At 62.9% G+C, this 22,689-nt stretch carries 18 protein-coding genes and 2 pseudogenes; 9 read left to right on the top strand and 11 right to left on the bottom strand.

The features are described 5' to 3' along the window. Positions 1 to 243 precede the first annotated feature (243 nt). Both BB934_RS02155 and BB934_RS02150 read right to left on the bottom strand, forming a co-directional pair. Complete coding sequence (locus BB934_RS02155; RefSeq protein WP_099512589.1) at positions 244 to 1,440, bottom strand: IS91 family transposase; 1,197 nt, start codon at positions 1,438 to 1,440, stop codon at positions 244 to 246. A gap of 10 nt (positions 1,441 to 1,450) precedes the next feature. Then, positions 1,451 to 2,359, bottom strand: coding sequence for a tyrosine-type recombinase/integrase (locus tag BB934_RS02150; protein ID WP_099508163.1), 909 nt, complete (start codon positions 2,357 to 2,359; stop codon positions 1,451 to 1,453). A gap of 293 nt (positions 2,360 to 2,652) precedes the next feature. On the opposite strand from BB934_RS02150, the gene BB934_RS02145 reads away from it, so the two are divergent. Then, positions 2,653 to 4,092 carry an IS1182 family transposase gene (locus BB934_RS02145; protein ID WP_099508162.1) on the top strand — a complete coding sequence of 480 codons (1,440 nt, stop codon included), beginning with the start codon at positions 2,653 to 2,655 and terminating at the stop codon, positions 4,090 to 4,092. Positions 4,093 to 4,459: 367 nt separating this feature from the next. Here BB934_RS02145 and BB934_RS02140 read toward each other — a convergent pair whose 3' ends face one another. Next, complete coding sequence (locus BB934_RS02140; RefSeq protein WP_210422126.1) at positions 4,460 to 5,941, bottom strand: AAA family ATPase; 1,482 nt, start codon at positions 5,939 to 5,941, stop codon at positions 4,460 to 4,462. Positions 5,942 to 6,338: 397 nt separating this feature from the next. Here BB934_RS02140 and BB934_RS46755 point away from each other — a divergent pair, with 397 nt between their 5' ends. The 3 genes and pseudogenes from BB934_RS46755 to BB934_RS02130 all read left to right on the top strand — a co-directional run bounded on the left by BB934_RS46755 (position 6,339) and on the right by BB934_RS02130 (position 8,526). Beyond that, a complete protein-coding gene (locus BB934_RS46755) occupies positions 6,339 to 6,485 on the top strand; it encodes a hypothetical protein (RefSeq protein ID WP_157933979.1) in 147 nt (48 codons plus the stop codon). Positions 6,486 to 6,577: 92 nt separating this feature from the next. Further along, positions 6,578 to 6,668: pseudogene (locus tag BB934_RS02135) on the top strand (FAD-dependent oxidoreductase); the annotation flags it as partial. Between the two features lie 205 nt (positions 6,669 to 6,873). Next, positions 6,874 to 8,526 carry a M14 family metallopeptidase gene (locus BB934_RS02130; protein ID WP_157933978.1) on the top strand — a complete coding sequence of 551 codons (1,653 nt, stop codon included), beginning with the start codon at positions 6,874 to 6,876 and terminating at the stop codon, positions 8,524 to 8,526. A gap of 105 nt (positions 8,527 to 8,631) precedes the next feature. Here BB934_RS02130 and tam read toward each other — a convergent pair. From tam to BB934_RS02105, 5 genes and pseudogenes are all read right to left on the bottom strand, one after another. Next, positions 8,632 to 9,399: pseudogene (gene tam, locus BB934_RS02125) on the bottom strand (trans-aconitate 2-methyltransferase); the annotation flags it as partial. 127 nt (positions 9,400 to 9,526) lie between these two features. After that, positions 9,527 to 9,913, bottom strand: a complete 387-nt coding sequence (locus BB934_RS02120; protein ID WP_099508160.1) for an acyl-CoA thioesterase — start codon at positions 9,911 to 9,913, stop codon at positions 9,527 to 9,529. A 9-nt stretch (positions 9,914 to 9,922) separates the two neighbouring features. Next, positions 9,923 to 10,576, bottom strand: a complete 654-nt coding sequence (locus BB934_RS02115) for a TerC family protein (protein WP_099508159.1) — start codon at positions 10,574 to 10,576, stop codon at positions 9,923 to 9,925. A 33-nt stretch (positions 10,577 to 10,609) separates the two neighbouring features. Next, positions 10,610 to 13,312: a CoA-binding protein gene (locus BB934_RS02110; RefSeq protein WP_099508158.1), complete on the bottom strand. Its 2,703-nt coding sequence runs from the start codon at positions 13,310 to 13,312 to the stop codon at positions 10,610 to 10,612. 35 nt (positions 13,313 to 13,347) lie between these two features. Next, on the bottom strand, positions 13,348 to 14,634 hold the full coding sequence (locus BB934_RS02105; RefSeq protein WP_099508157.1) for an ATP citrate lyase citrate-binding domain-containing protein: 1,287 nt from the start codon (positions 14,632 to 14,634) through the stop codon (positions 13,348 to 13,350). Positions 14,635 to 14,856: 222 nt separating this feature from the next. On the opposite strand from BB934_RS02105, the gene BB934_RS02100 reads away from it, so the two are divergent. From BB934_RS02100 to BB934_RS02090, 3 genes are read left to right on the top strand one after another with little or no spacing between them, the layout of a single operon-like run. Continuing rightward, the gene (locus BB934_RS02100) at positions 14,857 to 15,522 is read left to right on the top strand and encodes a response regulator transcription factor (protein WP_099508156.1); all 666 of its coding nucleotides are present in this window, start codon (positions 14,857 to 14,859) and stop codon (positions 15,520 to 15,522) included. Next, positions 15,519 to 16,922, top strand: coding sequence for a sensor histidine kinase (locus tag BB934_RS02095; RefSeq protein ID WP_099508155.1), 1,404 nt, complete (start codon positions 15,519 to 15,521; stop codon positions 16,920 to 16,922). Before BB934_RS02100 ends, BB934_RS02095 begins: the two co-directional genes overlap by 4 nt. Beyond that, positions 16,919 to 18,010: an ABC transporter substrate-binding protein gene (locus BB934_RS02090; protein ID WP_237050142.1), complete on the top strand. Its 1,092-nt coding sequence runs from the start codon at positions 16,919 to 16,921 to the stop codon at positions 18,008 to 18,010. Before BB934_RS02095 ends, BB934_RS02090 begins: the two co-directional genes overlap by 4 nt. A gap of 169 nt (positions 18,011 to 18,179) precedes the next feature. On the opposite strand, the gene BB934_RS02085 is transcribed toward BB934_RS02090, so the two are convergent. The 3 genes from BB934_RS02085 to BB934_RS46750 all read right to left on the bottom strand — a co-directional run bounded on the left by BB934_RS02085 (position 18,180) and on the right by BB934_RS46750 (position 20,442). After that, positions 18,180 to 19,679, bottom strand: a complete 1,500-nt coding sequence (locus tag BB934_RS02085; RefSeq protein WP_099508154.1) for a tripartite tricarboxylate transporter permease — start codon at positions 19,677 to 19,679, stop codon at positions 18,180 to 18,182. An 8-nt stretch (positions 19,680 to 19,687) separates the two neighbouring features. Then, positions 19,688 to 20,164, bottom strand: coding sequence for a tripartite tricarboxylate transporter TctB family protein (locus tag BB934_RS02080; protein ID WP_237050141.1), 477 nt, complete (start codon positions 20,162 to 20,164; stop codon positions 19,688 to 19,690). Positions 20,165 to 20,244: 80 nt separating this feature from the next. After that, positions 20,245 to 20,442 (bottom strand): hypothetical protein, encoded by a 198-nt coding sequence (locus BB934_RS46750; RefSeq protein WP_157933977.1) that lies wholly within the window; start codon positions 20,440 to 20,442, stop codon positions 20,245 to 20,247. Between the two features lie 843 nt (positions 20,443 to 21,285). Here BB934_RS46750 and BB934_RS02070 point away from each other — a divergent pair. Together BB934_RS02070 and BB934_RS02065 are read left to right on the top strand one after the other, a co-directional pair. Beyond that, positions 21,286 to 21,612 (top strand): DUF1476 domain-containing protein, encoded by a 327-nt coding sequence (locus BB934_RS02070; RefSeq protein WP_099508151.1) that lies wholly within the window; start codon positions 21,286 to 21,288, stop codon positions 21,610 to 21,612. Between the two features lie 64 nt (positions 21,613 to 21,676). Next, positions 21,677 to 22,648 (top strand): Bug family tripartite tricarboxylate transporter substrate binding protein, encoded by a 972-nt coding sequence (locus tag BB934_RS02065; protein WP_099508150.1) that lies wholly within the window; start codon positions 21,677 to 21,679, stop codon positions 22,646 to 22,648. The last annotated feature ends 41 nt before the right edge of the window (positions 22,649 to 22,689 follow it).

The raw sequence follows: 22,689 nt of genomic DNA, 5'->3' as shown, positions 1-22,689 counted from the left end.
ATTTGACGGCTCCGCCTGGCCCGCTGTGGCCGGATAAACGCGTTTGGCGAGATGGACGTAAGTCTTCGGCCGGTGGCCAGGGCGCGTGAAGCCCGCGCCGTTTGCGATGCGGCCGTCGAAGGCCGGATGATTTCAGCGTTGCGACCTGTAGGACCGCGGTCCGCAGGCTCTGTTGCACGGAGCGATCGGGCTGCCGATGGTGGGCGCCTTCGGTAGCGGTGCAATCCGGTTTGTGGTTCGAGGTCATGGCGTTTGTGTCCAGGGCGGTGCGCGGGCATCGGGGCCGCGCGCGAATGTCTCGAGGACGATCATGCGGCCGCCGCAGCAGGGGCATCGCAACCTCGTGTCCATGGGTGCGGCGGGGCCGGCCTTGTCTGTGTCAGCGCAGTCCGTCTCAGGCTCCGGCACGGTGAGCAGTGCGCGGGCGCGCCTGATGTTCGCCTTGCGGCCGGCGCTGGCGAGAAGCCCGTAATGGCGAATGCGATGGAAGCCCTTGGGCAGCACGTGGAGCAGAAAACGCCGGATGAACTCGCCCGCATCGAGCGTCATGACCTGGTATCGGTCGGCGCCGTTGCGGCGATAGTCCTTGCAGCGGAAGGTGACACCCCTGTCGTCGAGCGAGATCAGCCGAGAGTTGGAGATGGCGACGCGGTGGGTATAGCGCGAGAGGTAGACCAGCACAGCCTCGGGTCCTGCGAAGGGAGGCTTGGCGTAGACGAACCAGTTCTTCCGGCGCAGGGGCGCCAGAACGGCGGCAAAGGCGCGCCGGTCGCTGAGGCCTTCCTGATCGCCGAAGAACTGGAGATGCCCGGCCGCATGGGCGTCGGCGAGCTTTGACAGGAACAGCCGCCGAAACAGCCGCGAGAGAACGCGCACGGGCAGGAGGAAGCCGGGCCGGCACGCCACCCATCGCTTGCCATCAAGCGAGAGGCCGCCACCGGGTACGATCATGTGGACATGCGGGTGGTGGGTCATGGCCGAGCCCCACGTATGGAGCACGGCGGTGAGGCCGATGCGGGCGCCGAGATGGCGCGGATCGGCGGCGATGGTCAGCATCGTCTCGGAGGCGGCGCGCAAGAGCAGATCATAGATCACCGCCTTGTTCTGCCAGGCGATGGCGGCCATCCGGGCCGGCAGCGTGAACACGACGTGGAAATAGCCCACCGGCAGCAGGTCGGCTTGGCGCGCGGCGAGCCAGTCCCGTGCCGCGGCGCCCTGACACTTGGGGCAGTGCCGATTGCGACAGGAATTGTAGGCGATGCGGACCTGGCCGCAATCCTCACAGGCCTCGACATGGCCGCCGAGGGCTGCGGTGCGGCAGGTCTCGATCGCCGCCATCACCTTGAGTTGGCCGAGACTGAGATGGCCGGCATGGGCCGCACGCCAGGCGGCGCCATGACGATGGAAGATATCGGCGACCTCCAGCGACGGACGGCTCACCGCCACCGTGTCACCCGTCCGGCCGCGCCTCGTCCTCCGGCACAAGCCAGATCCGGTCGAGGGGGCTCATGACAGTGCGGATCGTCGTGATGGCGACGCGGGCATAGAGCGCGGTGGTCTCGAGCTTGGCATGGCCGAGCAGGACCTGGATGACGCGAATGTCGATGTCCTGCTCCAGCAGATGCGTGGCGAAGCTGTGGCGCAGCGTGTGCGGCGTCACCCGCTTGCGGATCCCGGCGACTTGGGCCGCGGCGTGGACGGCGCGGTTCATCTGACGGGTGGATAACGGCATGACCGGATTGCGGCCCGGGAACAGCCAGCCCTGCGGCAGCATCAGGCCGCGGCGGCTCCCCTCGCGCCACCAGGCGCGCAGGAGCCCGAGCAGGTGCGGGGACAGCATGGCGTGGCGGTCCTTGCGGCCCTTTCCCTGCTCGACCCGGATCAGCATGCGGGTGCTGTCGATGTCGCTCACCTTGAGCGACACGATCTCGGAAACGCGCAGTCCGGCGCCGTAGGCCGTGCTCAGCGCGGCCCTGTACTTCGGACCCGGCGCCGCTTCGAGCAGCCGCGTCACCTCCTCGACACTCAGCACCAGCGGCAGTTTGCGCAGTTGGCGGACGAGCGCGAGACGGCGGGCGAGATCGGGCCGGTCCAGCGTCACGGTGAAGAAGAAGCGCAGCGCCGCGACGGCGCTGTTGATGCCCGGAGGCTGTAGACCCATCTGCGTCTGATGCAACTGGAACCGGCGCAGGTCCTCGGCTGTGGCCCTGTCGGGGGAGCGGCCGAGGAAGGCGGCGAAGGTCCTCACGTACCGGATGTAGTCGTGCTGCGTCTTCTCGGTGAAGCCGCGCACGGTCATGTCCTCGATCATGCGCTGGCGCAAGGCGCTGCCGGCCGGAGACGACGGGTGGACGATCATGGGGCGCTCCTCTCGAGCTGAAGGTTGACCCTTCATGCTCGGAGGCGGAGCAGCGTCCGTCACCTCTGATCGCTCACAGCCTCACTGACGCCAGAGGCTCAGCTTCAACCTTCAAACGCGCGCCCGCTCGCGCGAGCGGGTTCGTTCTCTGGCACGGGGCGGACCTAAGCCGAACTTCTGCAAAGGGAGAGTGAAGCAGACCTTCACAGGGCTGCGCTTAAAGACTGTACCTGACCCAGGCTGTGTCAAAACGCGGTTGGTGGTAGGATTACCCGCTCTGTTTGGGGGATCCGATGAGACGCTTTGTCGAAGGCGTGGATCGCGGCCAGACCACGCTGTTTCCCGAAAGCCTAGAGGACTGGGTCAGCGACGCTAACCCGGTCCGCGTCATCGATGCGTTTGTCGACGCGCTCGATCTGAGAGGCCTCGGCTTTGACGGTATTATACCCGAAGCCACAGGACGCCCGTCGTACCATCCCGCCATCCTGCTCAAGCTCTACATCTACGGCTACCTCAACCGGGTGCAGTCGAGCCGCAGATTGGAGCGCGAGGCTGGCCGCAATGTCGAGCTGATGTGGCTCACCGGACGCTTGGCTCCCGATCACAAGACCATCGCCAACTTTCGCAAGGATAGCGGTCGGGCCATCCGCCAAGTCTGTGCCCGGTTCGTTACCCTCTGCCGCAAGCTGGGCCTGCTGAATACCGCCAGCGTGGCGATTGACGGCTCCAAGTTCAAAGCCGTGAACAACCGCGATCGCAACTTCACGCGCGCCAAGGTCGAGCGCCGCCGCGCTCAGATTGAGGAGAGCGTGGCACGTTATCTCCAGCAACTCGACACGGCCGACCGGCACGAACCGACAGAGGCGCTCTCCGCCAGGACGACCCGGCTCAAGGAGAAGATCGCCCGGCTCGAACAGGAGATGCAGCGTCTGGCGGAATTGGAAGCCCAGATGCTGGCGTCTCCCGACCAGCAGATCTCGCTCACCGATCCGGATGCGCGCTCAATGGCGACCAGCGGGCGCGGCTCCGGGGTAGTGGGCTACAACGTGCAGGTGGCGGTCGAGACCAAACATCACCTCATCGTGGCGCATGAGGTCACCAACGATGGCTGCGACCTCGCCCAGCTTTCCGCCATGGGCAAGGAGGCGAACGCGGTTCTGGAGGTAGAGGAGCTCGAGGCGGTGGCTGATCGCGGCTACTGGGATAGTGAGGAAATCTTCGCCTGCGGCCAGGCGGGGATTACGGTGACTCTGCCCAAGCCGATGACGTCGAGTGCCAAATCCAAGGGCCGGTTCGGCAAGCAGGACTTCGTCTATCTGCCTGAAGAGGACGCCTATCGCTGCCCGGCCGGCGAGAAGCTCAGGTACTACTACAGCAACGTCGAGCGGGGGCTGACACTACGGCGCTACTGGACCACCGCCTGTCACACCTGCCCGCTGAGGAGCCGCTGCACGACTGCCAAGGAGCGGCGGATCACGCGCTGGGAGCACGAGGATGTGCTGGAGGCGGTGCAGCGCCGGCTTGATCTGAACCCGGGGGCCATGCGTCAGCGGCGCGAGGTGGTCGAGCATCCCTTCGGCACGATCAAGATGCGCATGGGTGCGGTCCACTTCCTGATGAAGCAGCTGCCGAAGGTGAGGGGCGAGATGGCGCTGCACGTGCTCGCCTACAATCTCACCCGGGTGCTGAACATCCTCGGGATCCAGCCCCTCATGGCGGTCCTCCGGGCGTAGGAGCGGGGCTTTGCCCGCGTCATCCACCCTATAAGCGTCGGACACACCGTCTACAGGGTTGAGAGCCTCGTTGTGTCAACAATCAGCCACTATGCGCTCGCCGATGATGGTGAAGGGCTTTGAAGTGTGGAAAGTCGCACTTCGACTTCTGCCGAAGCGTTTTGACACGACCAAGACCCGAAGGCGACCCTCCTGAAGCGCTGACCGAATAGCAGCTTTGCGCCCATCTCAGTCATCCCGATGACCGATCGCTATCACCAAAACCATCCTGTCAGCTCAGTGGAAGATGGTGGGAGGCATTAGGCAGTCGGCACCGGCTGATACGGGAGAGCGGCTAAGGTCGCGGTCTCCCGCTATCCCGCTTTGCTTATGCCGCGTTCCTGAAGATGACGTCGCTGACCATTTCCGCACCGAGGAAAGAAATCAGCATGTTCGAATTCGCGAGATCCTCGTTCCTTAGGGCTCCGATCGCCTGACCAACCACCACCTCCCAAGGCTTCTTGCACTCGAGCACGGCACAGACAAGTTGACGGATTTTTTTGATCTTCTTGTGCCGCAGCCGATCGTCCGATCCGGCAAGTTCCGTAATGAGGGTTCTGTCCGGGTGCTCCGGATTTTCCCCGACCCATTTCATTGCCGCAGCGACAAAACCCTCCCAAGTCGTGCCCATCACAGCAAGGCAGGGATCAGTCAGAAGGACATTTTCGATTGCATAGCATTGCAGGCGGTATCGCTTGATAGGTTGGCGATGTTCGAGCGGCTGATCGACCACGCCGTCGCCGTCACGAAGGGAAAATGCGACCGGGTTGTCGTAGAGCGTACCGAGCAGATCGACGCAGAAGGTCTCTAGTTCGCCCTGCTGGTCTACGCTGCCGGCCAGCACAGGAAAGACCTTGATCCGGCCCTGCGATGTTCGCGCAGCCTGCTGCCAAACGCGTTCGTCGTCCTCGCCTTCGAGGATTAGCGCCGCGTCTTCGCTCAGTGAAAGTGAAAGAGGGTGGCCGAAGAACGGGGCAACCTTGCGAAGCTCTGCGCTGGTCGGTTTGAGTTCAACCGTTTCGACCGCGAAGCTCTTGGTGCCGATCGACACATACTGCGAGTCCGCGAGAGAACAGACCAGCGGGCTGCTATGTGTAGAGAGGCATACAGCGATTCTGTCCGCGAGGTTCTTAAACTCATCGAGCATAGCGATGATCAGCTTACCGAGCCGTGCCTGAAGGTCGGGGTGAAGGTGCACGTCCGGCTCGTCAAGGAGCAGTATGTTGAACTTCGCCGGCTCAATTGTGTCGAAGAAATAGAGAATCTCGCTAGCCAGAGCCACGGCTTCTGATTCGCCGCTGCTGATAGCGTCCGGGCTCAGTGTCTGGCCGTCGGCGAGTGAGCGGAACACGAAATCGGCATTGCCCATCTCTAGCGAAATATTGGTGAGCAACTGATTGACCTTGCTCAGCCGGTCCGTCTCGAAGTTGCGAGTCGGGTCCATCCGGATTTCAGGCGTGCTGGCGAGTCGACGCAGGTAAAGTGTTTCGGCTTCGCGGAATAGCATCGCTGATGCGGCTTTGAAGTTGCTGGCCTGATTGACCGCGCGAGTTTGTCGAAGCCAGTCGGGGTTATCACTCATATTTGTGAGGACGTTACCATCGCGCTTGAACGACCCGGCCCGCTCGGGGCTTACGTACCGGACATAAAAGAGTTGTTTGCTCCGGCTGGCCATTTCCTCGATGTCACGAAGAAAACGGCTCTTTCCCGCGCCGTTGCGGCCCATGTTTATGTTGATGTTGTTCAGGTTGGTGAGGTGGGCGGTTTGCCCCTTCAGTTCGGTTACTTTCAACGTCGCCCCCGTTTTCATCGCCTATATGATATCGGACGCGGCAATGGAATAGGGCAGGCCAGTGGGAGCGGCGTAAACGCCTCTTATGAGGTCGCTCCCGAATTAAGCATCTAGCTGAACGAAGGTCCGCTAACCTAGCTTTGCTGCGTTAAAGTTGTCAGGCCGCTAGCGGCCCCAACTCGGTCGTTCAATGAGACGCGTTCCGATGGCCGCTCATGGCACGGGGCTGACCTTAGCGGTACTTCCGTACTGCGTGGATGAGCGGACTTTTGTTCGAACCCGTGCTCCTACAGAGTTTCACCCGAAGGCGACCTTTGATGTGCTCCGGCAGGCGGAAAGGTATGCTCTCTCTTGCTTGTCTGGGTGTGCAGCGATCAGCGCCCTGGCAGAGCAGCATCCTCAGACCAGGATGCCGATGGCGGCGGATCCGGAGCGACGCGACACCAAGCGCGGCGTTTCGAATGACGAGATCAAGAGCCCCATCCGGCCAGTGGATCACGTCGTCCCGCAACGGCGATACATCGAGATCAGCCCGGGGCATCTGGTCCGGGACGGCGAATGAGCAGCCAAGGCGGCAACCTCTGACGAGGATTCGGCGGGATAAATCCGACGAGGCCTCGCGGCTATCGCGACCTATGGAAGGGGAATGCTGTCATGGCCCGTGTCGCTGTCGTGGGGGCCGGTGTCGTCGGCGTCGCCTCGGCCTACCTGCTCAGCAGGGCCGGGCATGACGTCACGCTGGTGGGCCGCAATGCCGGCCCGGCCATTGGTGCGAGCCCCGCCAAATGTCCTCACCTTCTCAGCTTGGCAGCGCATGGCTTCGGTCAAGCATGCGATCGGCGGAACCGCCCTTGAACAATTCCTGCACTTACCTGTTAGTTTTAACATCGGCTGAGTTTGGCTCATTCGAAGGCAGCGCAAACTGCGTTTCATCTGTATCGGAGACGACAATGCTTGTCCTTTCCTGTCGCCGCACAGTCCTAAGAGGAGAGTCCTGCATCGCCGCCACGCTTGTAAGCTGCCTTGCCTTAGCGGCTCCAGCCTTGGGCCAGTATGATCCGCAAAAGGCCTATAAGGAGAGCGATGCCGTCGCAGCGCGGTATCCTGATCCGGCCGTCGAGTACAAGACCCCGGCTTTCACATTCGGCAAAGCCGATTTCACCGCTCATGCTGAGATGATGAGTTTTCTTACGGCTCTTGACCAGCGCTCCAATACAATGCGCCTGCGCATTGCCGGACAGTCGCAGGAAGGCCGCGACATCCCAGCTCTCCTCTTGACGGCCTCAGGCGGCGATGCCGAATTCAAGGATGCAGCTCGTCCAACCGTGCTTCTGATTGGGCAGCAGCATGGTGATGAGCCTGCTGGGGGTGAAGCGATGCTTGCCCTCGCGCAGCGGTTGGCAGAGGGAGACTTGGCTTATCTTCTTGAAAAGATCAACGTTGTCATCGTGCCCAGGGCCAATCCCGATGGAGCTGAGGCCTTCAAGCGAACCACAAAGAGCGGCATCGACGTGAACCGCGACCATACGCTTCAACGGACCCCGGAAGGGCAGGCACTGGGGGTGCTGTTCCGCGAATATGAACCTAACGTCGTCTTCGATGCTCATGAATTCTCGGTTGCGGGACGCTGGGTGACCGCCTTTGGCGGCTTGCAGCGGATCGACGCCATGATCCAATATGCCACTACAGCCAACATTCCCTCCGACCTGACCGGTCTTCAGGAAGACACATTCCGCCAGCCGCTCACCAAGGCTCTTGATGCCGCTGGCTTGATGCATGACTGGTACTACACCACAGATGCGAGCGGAAAGAGCAAGACCATTTCGATGGGCGGGATCGGCGCCGACACCGGACGCAACGTCGCCAGTCTGCGCAATGCAGTCAGTTTCCTTATGGAAACACGTGGTGTCGGGATGGGCCGACAGCACCTGAAAAGGCGGGTTCACACGCATGTTGTCGCCATTGAAGCGGTTCTGCGCTCCGCCGCCGATCATGCCCCTGAGGTGGTGCAAAGGACGGATGCCTTTGGCAAAATGATCGCCTCAATCCCCGCCGGATCGCCCTTTACAATCCTCTCGGCCCAGACACCTGAGAAGCGTCAGATTACATTCGTTGAACCGAACACAGGTGCGGATGTCGTGGTGGATGCCGATTGGCGCTCCGCGCTGACCATCGCGCCTGAGCTGACACGCCCCCGCCCCGCAGCCTATATACTCCCTCCCAGCGAAGCAGGGATTGCACAACGCCTTCGCGATCTGGGTGTTGAGGTTATCCAGACGACGGCTCAGGCCTCCATTCCTGTCGAGACCTATAAGGTTGTCGCTCTCAAGGAGGAAGCGAAGGCCGATGTGCGTGGTACGGATGAAGGCGCAGGCGACATCCTCAAGGGCCAGTATGCCCTCGAGGTCACCGAGGCAGATATTCCGCTCGGCAGCTATGTCGTACCCCTCGGCCAACCCTTGGCAAACTTGGCAGGGATTGTCATGGAGCCTGAGAGCACGGTCGGTTATATCGCAAACCGACTCATGGCCATTCCTCCATCAGGAGTTCTGCCGATCCTTCGGGTTCGCAACTCAGGAGATATTGCAAAGCTCAAAACGTGATACCGTCCCCTAGACCGTCGTTGGCTCCATTTCGATCGCACGTCCCGTCCGGCGTCCGGTTCCTGGATCCGAGGACCATGGAGCGATCGACTTCCTCGTTCGGCTGCGTTGAACAACGAAGAACACCCGGGGCATGCGCAACAGGACCTTTCCTTCAGTCTGAGCCGGATATGCTTTCGTGAGCGCTGCCTGGTAACGGCTCAAGAACTCCGGTCTTTCCTTGTCAGTGAGGAGTTTCAGGTAGCGCCGCAGATCCGAACCCTTGAACCAATCGACGATGGCACCGGGACCGGCGAGAGGATGAACGTAAGTGGTTTCCCAAAGATCGAATGTACAGCCCGTCTGTTGCAGGCAGGCGTAGTACTCGTCGATCGTTCCGGAGCTGTGCTTGCCAACGGATGCAGCCGACAACTTCCCTGCCCAGGGGCCATCGCTTGCCACCTGTTCCATCAACCGATGGGATGGCTCGTCGACGGTGTTGGGAACCTGAACGGCAAGGCAACCGCCATCATGAAGAAACGAGACAAGACAGGTCAAGATCCGCTGTTGGTCCGGCAGCCATTGCAGGACACCGCTCGCGAAGATCAGGTTGAAGCGCTCGTCCGGCCACCATGTTGTCAGGTCGGTTTCCTCGAAGGTCAGTCCTCCCAACCGTTCCCGCGCCTTGGACAGCATACCAGGAGAGCTGTCGAGGCCGGTGACAATGGCTTCCGGGAAGCGACCGAGGACGAGCTCGGTGCTGTTTCCCGGCCCGCATCCGATGTCGATGCATCGCCGTGCCTCGGTCAACGGCACACGCGCCAGGAGATCAGCCGATGGGCGTGTGCGCTCGGTTTCGAACTTCAGGTATTGATCGGCGTCCCATTCGGACAACGGGATGTCTTCGTTCATTGTGCTGCTGCTTTTCGCCGCCTCGATCACCGCAGCAATCAGGGACCGAGGGCCTCCCCAGGACGACTGACGTGCGCCCACGGCGTGGTGTAATGGCTTTCCCTCGGGTTCATCCGGTCGGCAATGGACGGGGCCGTGACCCGCTGTCGATGGCCACGAACGTGAAGACCGCTTCGGTCACCTTGATCCGCTCGTCTCCGTCGCGAGAGCGGCGCCAGGACTCGACCCGGAACTTCATCGATGTCCGCCCTGTCGAGATTAGCTCGGCATGGACCGAGACCTCATCCCCGACGTGGACAGGGCTGTGAAAGGTCATGCCGTCGACCGCAACGGTCACGCAGCGCCCGCGGGCACGCCGGGCCGCGGCGTTACCGGCGGCCAAGTCCATCTGCGCCATCAGCCATCCGCCGAAAATGTCGCCTGCCGGGTTGGTATCCGACGGCATTGCGATCGTGCGGATAACCGCCTCACGCAGCTCCATCTTACCGGTTTCCATGGTGCTCCCTCACGGCAGTATTGGCCAGACTTCCAACGCCCCGCGGTAGATCATCTCGACGGCCACGTAGAGAATGACGGCGAGGCCCACATAGGCGATCCAGTGGTGCTTCTGGAGCAGCCGGGCGATGAAGCTGGCAGCAATGCCCATCAGGGCGATCGATAGGCCAAGGCCGAAGACAAGGATGACCGGGTGGTCCTGCGCGGCGCCCGCCACGGCCAACACGTTGTCCAGCGACATCGACACGTCGGCGACCACGATCTGCCAGGCCGCCTGGGCGAAGGTCTTGCGCGGGGCATGTTCGGCGATCAGCCCGTCCCCGTCGAGGTCACGATCCTCCAAGGCCTCCTCGGCTTCGAGGTCCTTCTCGGCATGGCCCGCCCGCAGCTCGCGCCACATCTTCCAGCACACCCACAGCAGCAGGATGCCGCCGGCGAGGAGCAGACCAACGATCTGGAGAAGCTGGGTGGTGAGGAGCGCGAACACGATGCGCAACACCGTGGCGGCGATGATGCCGATCAGGATCGCCTTGTTGCGTTGCTCCTTCGGCAGTCCGGCCGCCGCGAGGCCGATCACGACGGCGTTGTCGCCGGCCAGCACCAGGTCGATCATGATCACCTGGAGAAAGGCCGAGAGGGCCTCGGTGGTCAGAAGCTCACTCATCCCGGGGCCTCCCTGTCATCCGCTCAGCTCTGGTCAGGATACGTACTGGCACTTGGACGCTGCCGTCCGCGTATCCATGTTGCGACCCCGGTTGAGGTGGTCGTCGATCTCGGATGCGCATCCGAGCATCCGGGCATAGAGGAAGATCGTGAACGCGCTCGTCTCGAGAGCCTCCTTCGTCAGATCGCCGTCCCGGTAGGGTTGCCACAGCATCTTGAGGAGCAGGGCTGCGATCACCGCATCGATATTAACGCAGTAGACGGTGCGCGAGACGCCGGTCTCGTACAGCGCTCTCACGAGTTCCTGGTAGTACTCATGGAAGACGTTGTATTCCTCGCGGCGCCCGAACAACTCGCGCACGAAGACCTCACGCGGGTCATGGTTCACGGGCTTGTCCTTGAAGACCGGATGGTTCACGCCCGGGATCTTCCGGATGTCCAGGCTGCCGGTTGTCTTCCTGTCAGCCTTGTAGGTCGCGTATTCGGCCGCATATCGGTGGGCGAGGGCCGAGAGGTCGATGCCATGATCCGGATCACCCGGATCGGCCAGATCGATGTCCTGGAACTGCTCGATCAGGAAGGCGATGCCTTCGTAGCCGTTGCCGCCATGGGCGTAACCGGAATGGGTCAGGAAGCCGACCAGCGCCTTGTTGAGCTGCACCCGCTCGGGCGTCTCAGGGCCGTCGGCCGAGACGGCGCCCTTGGCGCCCTGAGCCGAGATTGTGCCCGGTCCGTTCGAGAGCAGCAGGCCCACGAGGGTCTGGAACGCAAACAGGTTGTCTGGAGTGGGTTCGGTGCCGATCAGGGCGGCGAAGGCAATCTCAGTCAGGGACCGCGAGCTGACAATCTCCTCCTTGGGGATGCCGCAGAAGGCATCCTCCTGGTGCCGGCCGGCATCGGCCGATGCGCCGATCAGCACCCCAAAGAGACGAAGCCACCAGGGCAAGGTCTCCACCGTCAGCAATGAGATGCGCTTGCGCATCAGGGGCTCCCACGCCAGTGTCGCCGCCGCCGCGGCCAGGACGGCATCGGCGGTCGGGTGGCCGTTGAGGGTGCGCAGATAGCGCACGAATACCGACTTCACGCCCCGGGTCTGCAATCCGTGCAACAGGGCTTCCGCCTTCGCGTCAGGCCGATCGGACACGAACAGGCTTGCGGTGCCGTCGAACTGCACCAGGCTCAGGTCGAACTCCTCATCAACGGCGCTCCGCAATCCGGCTGCCGTAAAGCCTTCCACGAGTGACCGCACGGCCTGGCGTGCCTGCTGCGCATATCGTGGACCCAGGATGCTGCACGCCGCCGCCAGAACCGTGTTGGGCGCATTGCCGCCCTCCCGCGCCGCCTGGGCCGCCGCCAGGGCCGGCGTGCCGAACAGGTTGATCTCCGCCCCGACGGCGGCATTGATCAGCCTCCGGTCGTTCTCGCTGCCTGGTCCCCGCAGCAGCGACAGACAGATGTTCGACTCCAGCGGGAACTGCGCCGCATCGAGCATGGATGTGCCATGCAGGGCTGTGATCTGGGTCTTGGCATCCATCTGCGAGGCACCCGACGCATCCTTCATCGCCTGACGCGGAAACACCGCCCCGATCTGCCGGTTCAGGTGCTCGATCTGCCTGTCGTACGGGTTGGCAGCAGCGACCACCGGCAGGTCGAGTTCGGGCGGAAGCACGATGCCCTGGCTCGAGCCGAACCAGGGCTTGAGGGCAAGGTTCCCTTCGGGCTCGAAGTCCGGACGGGCCGCATTGGCCTGCATCACCGCGGTGAGGGCCTGCGGGATATGGGCGATGTTGGCGACCACAGCACCCCGGGGCGAGAAGACCGGGTTTTCCGGCGTGAAGATATCGTCAACCCCGAACTTGGCCATGAACCACTGTTCCTTGGCCTCGGCATCGTCGTTGCCGCCGGCCATCGCGCCGGCGTGACCGACCGCGCGGGTCAGCTTCGACTTCCAGCGCCCGACCACGCAGGCCACCACCGGCTTGGTGAAGGTGGCATCGAGCTCGTAGAAACCGCCAGGCTCAGCATAGAGGACGGCGGCCTTGGTGCGGGCGTCATTGGCGAGCGCGAAGGCGAACTCGGGGGCGGCGTAGTGGATGTAGACGTCCTTGCCGCTCGAGATCAGCGTGGTCGTGCCCCAGCCGGCCATGCGGAGATACGTGGCAATGGTCGTGGTGAAGTTGCCGGAGTTCGAGAAGATCGCGATCGAGCCCTTGCGCAGGGCCTCGGCCGGACTATCACCGCCAAGAGCTCCGCCGATGCGGACCTGGTTCCAGGCGTCGGCCACACCGAGGCTGTTGCCGCCGAAGATGTCGATCCCGTTCTGCTGCCCCAGGGCGCGGATCTCGCGCGAGTCGTGCACGGACAGCTTCTCGGTGACGATGAAGATCTTCCTGAGATCGGGATTGACCCGGATCAGCTCGGCGACGCCGTCCCGGGCGCCGGACGGCGGCAGGTAGATCACACCACAGTTGAAGCGGTGCCCCGCCTCGAGGCCCTCTCGGACATTGTTGTAGACCGGGACAGTGCCTACCGGCGTTTCCAGGACCTGGCCACTGCGGCCTGGCGAGGTGCCGAACACCACGTTGCCGCCAGAGTAGGCGTGCCCGACGGGAGTGACGTCACTCGACTCGCCGCCCAGGATGTTGAGAACACAGACCCGATCATCGCGGGTGGCGATCTGGTCGAGCGAGCTGATGCCCACGTGGTACTTGAAACTGCCGACGCCCTGCTTGAACATTGTGTCTTCTCCAATTTCTTCGTGCGTGGGCCGGGTCAGGCGGCAGCCGCCACCGGAATGCGCAGCTTCGCCGCGACCTCGTCGCGACCGCCGGCTTTCATCCAGGCATCTGCGGCACGGGCGTAGTTGATGACCTCGCTCATGTCGGAGTCGAAGCCGAAGAGACGGTACGGCAGGCCGAGCGCCTCGACGGTGTCGCGCAGGGCACCCATGCCGCGCACCAGGTTGGGGCCGCCGCGGCCGGCCACGACATAGAGCGGCGAGGGGCCATGCTGGCCGAAATGCTCCCGCAGGGCATCGGCCATCGCCCGGAAGGTCTCGAAGATGTCGGTGTTGTTGGACTTGCCGCCGATGATGAACAGGACGTTCGACTGCTTGAGCCAATGCTTGAAGCAGATCTGGGCGACCTTCTTCATCTTCTCGTACGGCGGGTTGCCGCCGAAGTCAGACGAGATGATTGCATCGTCGCCCAACATCTGGGTGACGAGGGAGTTGGCGCCGCCACCGAAGGTGGGCGCCAGGATGGTGCCCTGCGGGTTGATGACGTAAACGTCGCTCTGGCCCTGGTAGGTGCGAAGCTGGTTGATCTCCAGCTCGAAGTCCGAATAGTCGACGGCGAACAGGTGGTTGGGCAGGTTGAGCCGCTCCCAGCGGGGGTCGTCACGGTCGAAGCCGCACTTGAAGTCACACGCCACCGGGGTCAGGCGCCCGTTCCGGTCCGGCCGCATGCGGATCGGGTTGAGCTCCAGGGTGGTCATGCCGAAGTTGTGGTAGAGCTCCCACAGCTTGGGCAACTGCTGGACGAGGGGCGAGATGATCTGCTTGGGGGCGTTGAGCTCCGACAGCGCATTGGCGACCACGAAGGCCTTGAGGCCGGTCAGCGCATCGAAGGGAATCTGGGCCACGAGGCTCTTGTCGAGCTCCTCGATGTCCACGCCGCCATGGTGGGTCAGGGTCATGGTCGGGGCCCTGAAGCGGGTCGAGTCGGCAATCGAGAAGTAGACCTCGTGTTCGGCCGGCACGGCGCCCTCGAAGGTGACCCCGTTGGCCTTGGCCGCGGTCGGGCCGACCCGATGCTCGACGAAATAGAGCCGCTCCTTCTCCTTCAGCGCCGTCTTCAGGTCGGAGGCCCGACCGAGGAGGCCGGCCTTGCCCTTCTTGCCGACGCCGCCCTTGAACACCGGCTTGATGAACACGCTGCCATGGCGGTCGATGAGCGCCCGGATCTCCTCCTCGCTGGCGTCGGGGCCAAGGACTTCCGACGTCGGGAAACCGGCGAACTGAAGCAACTTGGCTCCATGAAGCATACCCGTGATCTGCATCTGTATCCTCCCTTTGACAATCGCTCTCGCTGACGGCAGGTGGTCGCAGTTCGACCGCCTCCCTCGTCATCCTGCGACAGCCATGCGTAATGGCTCTTCGTGCGAGCCGCTCAGGAGGCCTGTCGGGTGGAACTCGAACATTCCCTTGGCGGCCTCATGGGAGTTGCGTACCCTGCGAACCTGTCATCAACCTGACAGCGGCCTGTTGATGAGAGGCGGAGGATGCGGATCCTGCTCGTCGAGGACACCGTGGACGTCGGAGAGGCAATCGTCGCCCGGTTCGAGCGGATCGGCCACACGGTCGACTGGGAGAAGGATGGCGGCGTCGCCGACGAGGTCCTGGAGGTCCAGAGCTACGATCTCCTGATCCTCGACGTGAACCTGCCGGCCCTTGACGGCTTTTCCATCCTCAAGCGGCTCAGGCAGCGGAAATCGAAGACCCCCGTCCTCATTCTCACGGCGCGGTCGCAGATCGACGACCGCGTCGACGCACTCGATCTCGGAGCGGACGATTACCTGGTGAAGCCGTTCGATTACCGTGAGCTGGAGGCGCGGGCCCGGGCGCTTCTCCGGCGCAGCGCCGGGGAGTCGACCAACCAACTGGTCTGCGGGCAGGTGACCATTGACCGGGGCTCGCGAGCCGTCGCCGTCAACGGGATCCCGATCGACCTGACCCGGCGGGAACTGACACTGCTCGAGATCCTGACGGCACGGCCAGGGCGGATCTTCGGCAAGGACGAGCTGGTCGACCAGTTGTTCGGGTTCGATGACGAGCCCAGTGCGAACGCCGTGGAACAGTATGTCGCCCGCTTGCGAAAGAAGCTGGCCGGCTCCGGCGCGGAAATCCGAACGCTCCGGGGGCTTGGTTACCAGATCGTGTGCCAATGATCAGGGCGGGTCGCTCCCTCTACTCACGGATTATTCTGATCATCGCTGTCGTCTTCGCCACAGGGTCCGTCGTGCTGGGAATGGCAGCATGGTTCTATGCCCGGGTCGCAGCGGATGATGCCTATGATCGTCTCCTGGTCGGAGCCGCCCTCCAGATCGCGGAGAGCATCTATGCCCAGGAAGGGACGATCTCCGTCGACCCTCCGGTCTCTGCATTCGAGACCCTTTCGCTGTCGACCAACGACCGCATCTTCTACAAGGTTGTCGACCCGCGCGGGGCCGTCCTCACGGGATACGACGACCTGGCCGCTGGCAGGCCGGTTGCCGGAACGCACGCACCACTCATCTCCGACGGCGAGTACCGCGGTTTTCCCGTCAGGATGGCCATCGTCGAACGCCTCGTCTCGGATCCGGTGGCACCGGGATGGGCCCAGGTCGTCGTTGCGCAGACCCGGGAGGCCCGCGTCAGCCTGGCACGGGATCTGACGCTCAAGGCTCTGCTGCTGGTGTTCGCTATGACCAGCCTTGCCTTCATGGCTGTCCTGTTCGCTGTCCGACGGGCTCTGGCTCCCCTGACACGTGTGGAGCGTGAACTGCGGTCACGGGATCCCAAGGACCTGACCCCGCTCGACCTCGAGATCCCTCGCGAGATCCAGATGCTCGTCACCACCATCAATCGCTTCATGGATCGCCTCTCCGGACGCATTGCCCTGATGCAACGGTTCATTGCCGATGCCGCTCACCAGATCCGGACGCCTCTGGCAGGACTGGCATCCCAGGTCGATCTCCTCACGGAGGAGTCAAGGCAAGAGCGGCGGGAGCAACAACTCACCCGGGTCAAGGAGCGAACTGCCGAGTTGGGGCGCCTGACGAACCAGCTTCTCAACCACGCCATGATCATTCATCGTGCGGAGGTTGCGGAGTTCGACACCGTCGATCTGGCTGCCCTTGCCCGCCAGACCCTGATCAGCGCCGTCCCGCTCTCGCTGGATCGCGCCGTGGACATCTCCTTCAGTGATCCACAGGAACCGGTGCTCATGAAGGGGGACGCAGTCAGCTTGCGGGAAGCGCTATCGAACCTGATTCACAACGCCTTGAAGCATGGCGCCGAGACACGTCTGGAGGTTCGGGTTCTTGCGGATGGGGATGCCGCGGTCGTCGAAGTCGTCGACGACGGGCCGGGGGTCCCGGTTTCGGAATGGCAGCGCGTCCGGGAGCCATTCCATACGCAAAGTGCGAGCGGCTCCGGCTTGGGCCTCTCGATCGCAGGGGATGTCGTCCGGGCACACGGAGGCGAGTTTCGCTTCCGCGAGCGGTCCGATGATGGATTTGCGGTCATCATGCGCTTCAAGAGACACCATGAGGCTTCCGTGCCGATCGATGGCGGAGACGCATCGTGATCAGGGGATTCAAGGCGGCGATCGCCGTCGTCGGCTTCCTGGCCGGGCTTGCCATCCACACGGTGACAGCCGCCGAGAGGATCGCATTCCCTGCTCCAGGTGGTCAGCAGACAGTCCTGTCGGTTCATGGTGCGACCGACCTTTCCGCCATGGAACCCTTGATCCGCGACTTCCAGGTGGTCGCACCGAATGTGACGATCGAATACAGTGAGTATGTCACCAACGACCTGTTCGATGAGGCGTCAAGGCAATGCAATGAGAAGCAAGGGACCATGGATCTGGTCCTCTCATCGTCCGTCGATCAATTGGTCAAACTCGTCAATGATGGCTGTGGCACGAGTTATCGCTCCCCCTTGACCCTTCAGCTCCCGTCCTGGACACGCTGGCGCGACGAGATCTTCGGCTTCACGTTCGAACCGGCCGTCATCGTGTTCAACCGTGACCTCGTTCCTCCGGAAGACGTGCCGCGCACACGGGCAGAACTTCTCAACCTCCTGCGATCCAAGCCGGAGAAATACGATGGCAGGATCGGATCCTACGATATTGCCCAGTCGGGGATCGGCTACCTCTTTGCCTCCTATGATGCTCGAGGAACAGCTATCTTCGGGCGCCTTCTTGAGGCATTCGGACGAGCCGACCTGGTTGTGCGGTGCTGTAGCAGCGATCTCCTGACTGATCTCTCCACCGGACGCCTGGCCATCGGTTACAATCTGATCGGGTCCTATGCCGTTGGCGCCCAGAGACGTGGAGCGCGTATCGGGATCGTCATCCCGCGGGACTACACCGTTGTCCTCAGTCGTGCGGCCTTCATCCCGCGCTCGTCCCGGAACACGGCTACTGCCTTTCGGTTCCTGGATTACCTGCTCTCCGAGCGGGGCCAGAAGAAAAGCCGTGAGGCCTCGTTCTTCTTCAGCTTTGAGGGGACGCTTCCCGAGGAGGTGGACGGACCGCTCTGGTTGGGCACATCCGGGCTTCTGCGGCCGATCCCCATCGGGCCGGAACTGCTGGCCGTCCAGGATCGCGCCAAGCGCCAGCGTCTTCTGGGTGAATGGCGCCGTTCGATCCAGCCCGAAGGCAACGTGCCGTAAATCGCCTCTGGCAGGTCTCATTGAGTCGGCGGGACAGGACGTGACGGGAGCCGCTGTCGATCGCCACAAAGAGACCTTCCGCATTTCGATGGAGCGGCGGATGGCTCCGATCGTGCCACGGCCCACACGATATCCCCGGCTCCTTAACGGGGCCGGGGCAACTTTCACATCAATCCTCAGACGCCTTGAAGCGCCCGAGCCCCTTGAGGACGAAGGGGGCCACGAGGGCGATCAGCGCGATGACGAGGAGCGTTGCCGAGATCGGGCTCTGCAGCAGCACCATCGGATCGCCGAGGCTGATCGAGAGTGCACGCCTGAGTTGGCTCTCGGCCACAGGACCCAGAATGAGGCCCACGACCACCGGCGCGATCGGGAAGTCGAACCGCCGCATCAGGAAGCCGAGCACGCCGAAGATCGTCAGCATGACGAGTTCGACCGGCGACGGATTGGCCGCGATGGTGCCCATGGTGGCGAAGACCAGGATGCCGGCATAGAGCCAGGGCTGCGGGATCGCCAGGAGCTTCACCCACAGACCGACCAGCGGCAGGTTGAGCACCAGCAGCATGACATTGGCGATGAACAAGCTGGCGATCAGGCCCCACACCAGGTCCGGCTTTTCGGCAAACAGCAGCGGTCCGGGATTGAGACCGTACTGCTGGAAGCCTGCCAGCATCATGGCGGCCGTGGCCGAGGTCGGCAGGCCGAGCGTCAGCAGGGGAACGAGGGTGCCGGCAGCGGACGCATTGTTGGCAGCTTCGGGACCGGCGACGCCTTCGATGGCGCCCTTGCCGAATTCCTCCGGATACTTGGTCAAGCGCTTCTCGGTCGCGTAGGACAGGAAGGTCGGGATCTCCGCGCCGCCGGCGGGCAGCGCGCCGATGGGGAACCCGAAGGCCGTTCCGCGCAGCCAGGGCTTCCAGGAACGCTTCCAGTCCTCCTTGGTCATCCACAATGAACCGCGGACGGACTCGAGCTTCTCCTCATGGATATGGCGGCGGGAGGCGACGTAGAGCGCCTCGCCGACCGCGAAGAGTCCGACGGCGAGCGTCGTCACCTCGATGTTGTCGTAGAGCTCCGGCACGCCGAAGCTCAGGCGGGATTGCCCGGAGAGGATGTCGATGCCCACGAGGCCGAGCAGAAGGCCGATGAACAGGCTGGTGAGGCCGCGCACGGGGGAATCGCCGAAGGTGGCCGAGACGGTCACGAAGGCCACGACCATCAGGGCGAAGTAATCCTCGGGACCGAAGCTCACGGCGATGTCGACGAGATAGGGGGCGAGCAGCGCCAGACCCAACGTCGCGAAGGTACCGGCGACGAAGGAGCCGATGGCAGCGGTTGCCAGCGCCGGGCCGCCGCGGCCGGCCTTCGCCATCTTGTTGCCTTCGAGCGCCGTCGCCATGGAAGCGCTTTCGCCCGGAGTGTTGATCAGGATCGCGGTGGTCGAGCCGCCATACATGCCGCCGTAATAGATGCCGGCGAACATGATGATCGAGCCTGCTGGATCGAGCTTGAAGGTGATCGGCAGGAGCAGGGCCACGGTGAGCGCCGGGCCGATGCCGGGCAGGACGCCGACGGCGGTGCCGAGCAGGACGCCGATGAGGGCGAAGAGCAGGTTCATCGGCTGGATCGCGACGGACAGGCCGCCGGCCAGTGACAGGAAGGCTTCCATGACAGGCCTCACAACAGGTTTTCAAGCGGCCCAGCCGGCAGGGACAGGGCCAGGAGCTTGGCGAAGAGCAGGTAGACGACGACGGCGATGACCGCGCCGATCAGAAGATCAGTGAAGAATGCCCGGCGTCCGAAGGCTGCCGATGTGGTCGCGAACAGAATGGCCGTGCCGATCATGAAGCCGCCGCCGACGGCGATCAGGGCAATGAGGCAGGCGAGACCGCCGAGGATCAGGATGATCGGCCGCCAGTCGAGGCTGTCGCGGGCGGGGAGATCACCCCGGAAGGCGCTGATCCCGTTGCCGACCGCCAGGAGGGCAAGACCGGCCGAGACGATCACGGGCATGGCTTTCGGGCCGACATCATAGGGGGACAGAAGCTGGAGCTTGGTCATGTCCCACCAGACCAGACCGGCCAGGGCTAGCAGAATAAGAGCGATGGCGAGGCCCGCGATGTCGATGTGCATGCGGGGGTGTACTCTAGGCATCGGCATCTGTTGAACGTTTGACATTGGGATCTCCCTGGCATCATGAGACCGGCGCGAAGACGCGCGCGGGTTGCTGGCGATCAGGACTGTGCCGAGCCCATGGAAGAGGGAATCTCGCGGACCCAGGCCTTCTCTGCCTTCGGAAAGGCTGCGGGTTCATCACCCGGCGCCGCCAGGGCTATGAGTTCCGGTTCGGATTGAGCAAAGGTTGAGGTGGCGAATAGGGCTGTCGTAGCAACGATCGATGCCGGTGGCAGGCTCGGGCGGAAGTGTAACATGGGTCATCCTCCCAGGATGGCTAAGGTGCTCTCCGGCTGCTTTATGCAGTCGCAGGAAATGGCCTATGGGATGAACCTGACAGCAACCTGACTAACTTGCGGGACAGCCTTGGCTGGAAAATGTAGGAAATAAGCAGGCTTGGCAGGACTCTCCTGATGCGAGAGCCGGATCTGTCTTCGCAGGAGGAGCGCGATCACGCGGCGAAGCCGTCCACTGCGCCCTGATCCCTACACGGATCTATCCGCGCAGGTGAATGCGGCCGATGATATGGACGAGGGACTTTATGCCGAGGGCTCTCTTCAGGAAAAGCCAAGGGCTTCCAAGAACCTGTGCAGGCCCTTGGCCATGCCTGAGCGGCCGGGCCTTGATGGACCGTCTTCCACTGTGTTCTGACGGCTTGTCGTCTCCTCGAGCCTTGCAGCGGCGATCGAGTCAAGGAAGCGTTGGATTGGGGCTGCCGTAGTCCGCCTGATGTGGGCGAGGGCCTCGTCCGCCTCGTCGGTCTGTTTCATCGGTTCCCCTGACGATCCTGGATCTAGAAGGGTGCCCGAGCGCTTCCTTGAACGTATGACCCGCGTTTCGGGTTCTCTTGCTGGATAACAAGGCTCAAACCGGACATTGAAGGCTCGGTGACCGGACCCTCAACTGTCTTGAAGCTACGACATATGTGACCTGTCGCCGAAGACAAGCCTGGAAAGGTTGCGTCCATGCATGGCTCACATGCAAGATTCCGTTGTTTTTGTCAGGTTCATGTCAGGTGAAGCGTCTATAGGCTCATTGCATGACGATGACGGTCGTCAGATCCGACAGGCCGGCTGCTGAACCTTTGACGGAGAGCTTCGATGAATGTGACAGGCACAAAGACTTCCAATCAGAACTTGTCATCCTGGTGTCTCGACAATGACACCCGTGACAGCGTGATCGCGCGTCGGAACGTTCTCGCCGGCCTTTGGGCCGGCCGCCTCCTTGGCTTGTCGAACGCCGATCTTTCCTCCTATGCCACCGAGGTCCACCGGGCCGACTTCGAGGTCGACGGCGACGAGGACATCGTCGGAAAGATCACCCGTGATCTTTCGGTTCGCGGCTTGCCGTTTTCCGAACGGCAGGTCCGGGACAAACTCCGCACCTATCACCGTGAAGCCTTTCGTCAGGTGGCAGTGACCGATTGAGTCTCAGGTGCGATCCACGACCAACCAACGTGACGTGTCGAAGAAGAACCATGGGAGACAGGAAATGACCTTAGATCGCCGCAGCTTCAACAAGGCCCTCCTTGCCGCCGCCTCGGCCAGCCTTCTGCCGGCGGTGCCGGCATGGGCGCAAGAGCTCAAGAGCCTCAAGATCGTCGCGCCGGCCGGCCCTGGAGGCGGATACGATCAACTCGCCCGCGCGGTGCAGGATGTGCTGATGAAGGAAAAGATCGCCACCAGCGTGCAGGTTCAGAATGTTCCAGGCGCCGGCGGCACCATCGGCTTGGCCCAGTTCATCAACTCCAAGGATCGTGACCCGTCGCTGATGGTCGCTGGTTTCGGCCTTGTGGGCGCACCCGTCATTAACAAGTCACCGGTGACTCTTGAGCAGACCACCCCGCTCGCCCGTCTCCAGGGCGAGTACCAGCCGCTGTTCGTTGCCGCTGAATCGCCCATCAAGACCGTCACGGATCTGGTCAACAAGTTCAAGCAGGACCCCGGATCGGTCACCTGGGGTGGCTTTGCGCATGGCTCGCCCGACCACGTCCTCTGCGGCCTGGTCGCCAAGGCCGGCGGTGGTGACGTCAAGAAGATGAACTACATTCCCGTCGGAACCGGTGGCGAGATGCTGCCGCTGGTGATGAACGGCAAGATCACCGTTGCAACCGGGGGTCTCAACGAGGTCACGAGCCAATTCAAGGTGGGCAAGCTTCGGCCCATCGGCATCTCATCGCCGGAGCGCCTGCCCGGCATCGACATTTCGACCTTCCGGGAGCAGGGTGTCGATGCGACGCTGGTGAACTGGCGCGGATTGATGGCTCCTCCCAATGTCAGTGCTGAGGACAAGCAAGCGCTCGAAGCGGCGGTCGCCAAGCTGATGCAAAGCGCCTCTTGGAAGCAGCTGCTCCAGGAACGGGAATGGGTCGACCTCTACATGCCGTCCGCCCAGTTCGGGACGTTCATCAAGGAGGAGCAGGCTCGTATCACGGCAATCCTGAAAGAGCTTGGCCTCGGTTAGTCATTGGGTTGAAGCGAACTCATCCAATTGACCAACCAATC

It is taken from the genome of Microvirga ossetica (assembly GCF_002741015.1).
GTDB classification, from domain to species: domain Bacteria; phylum Pseudomonadota; class Alphaproteobacteria; order Rhizobiales; family Beijerinckiaceae; genus Microvirga; species Microvirga ossetica.
Note: the sequence above shows the minus strand (reverse complement) of the source record. Positions and strands in the feature narration are given on the sequence as shown.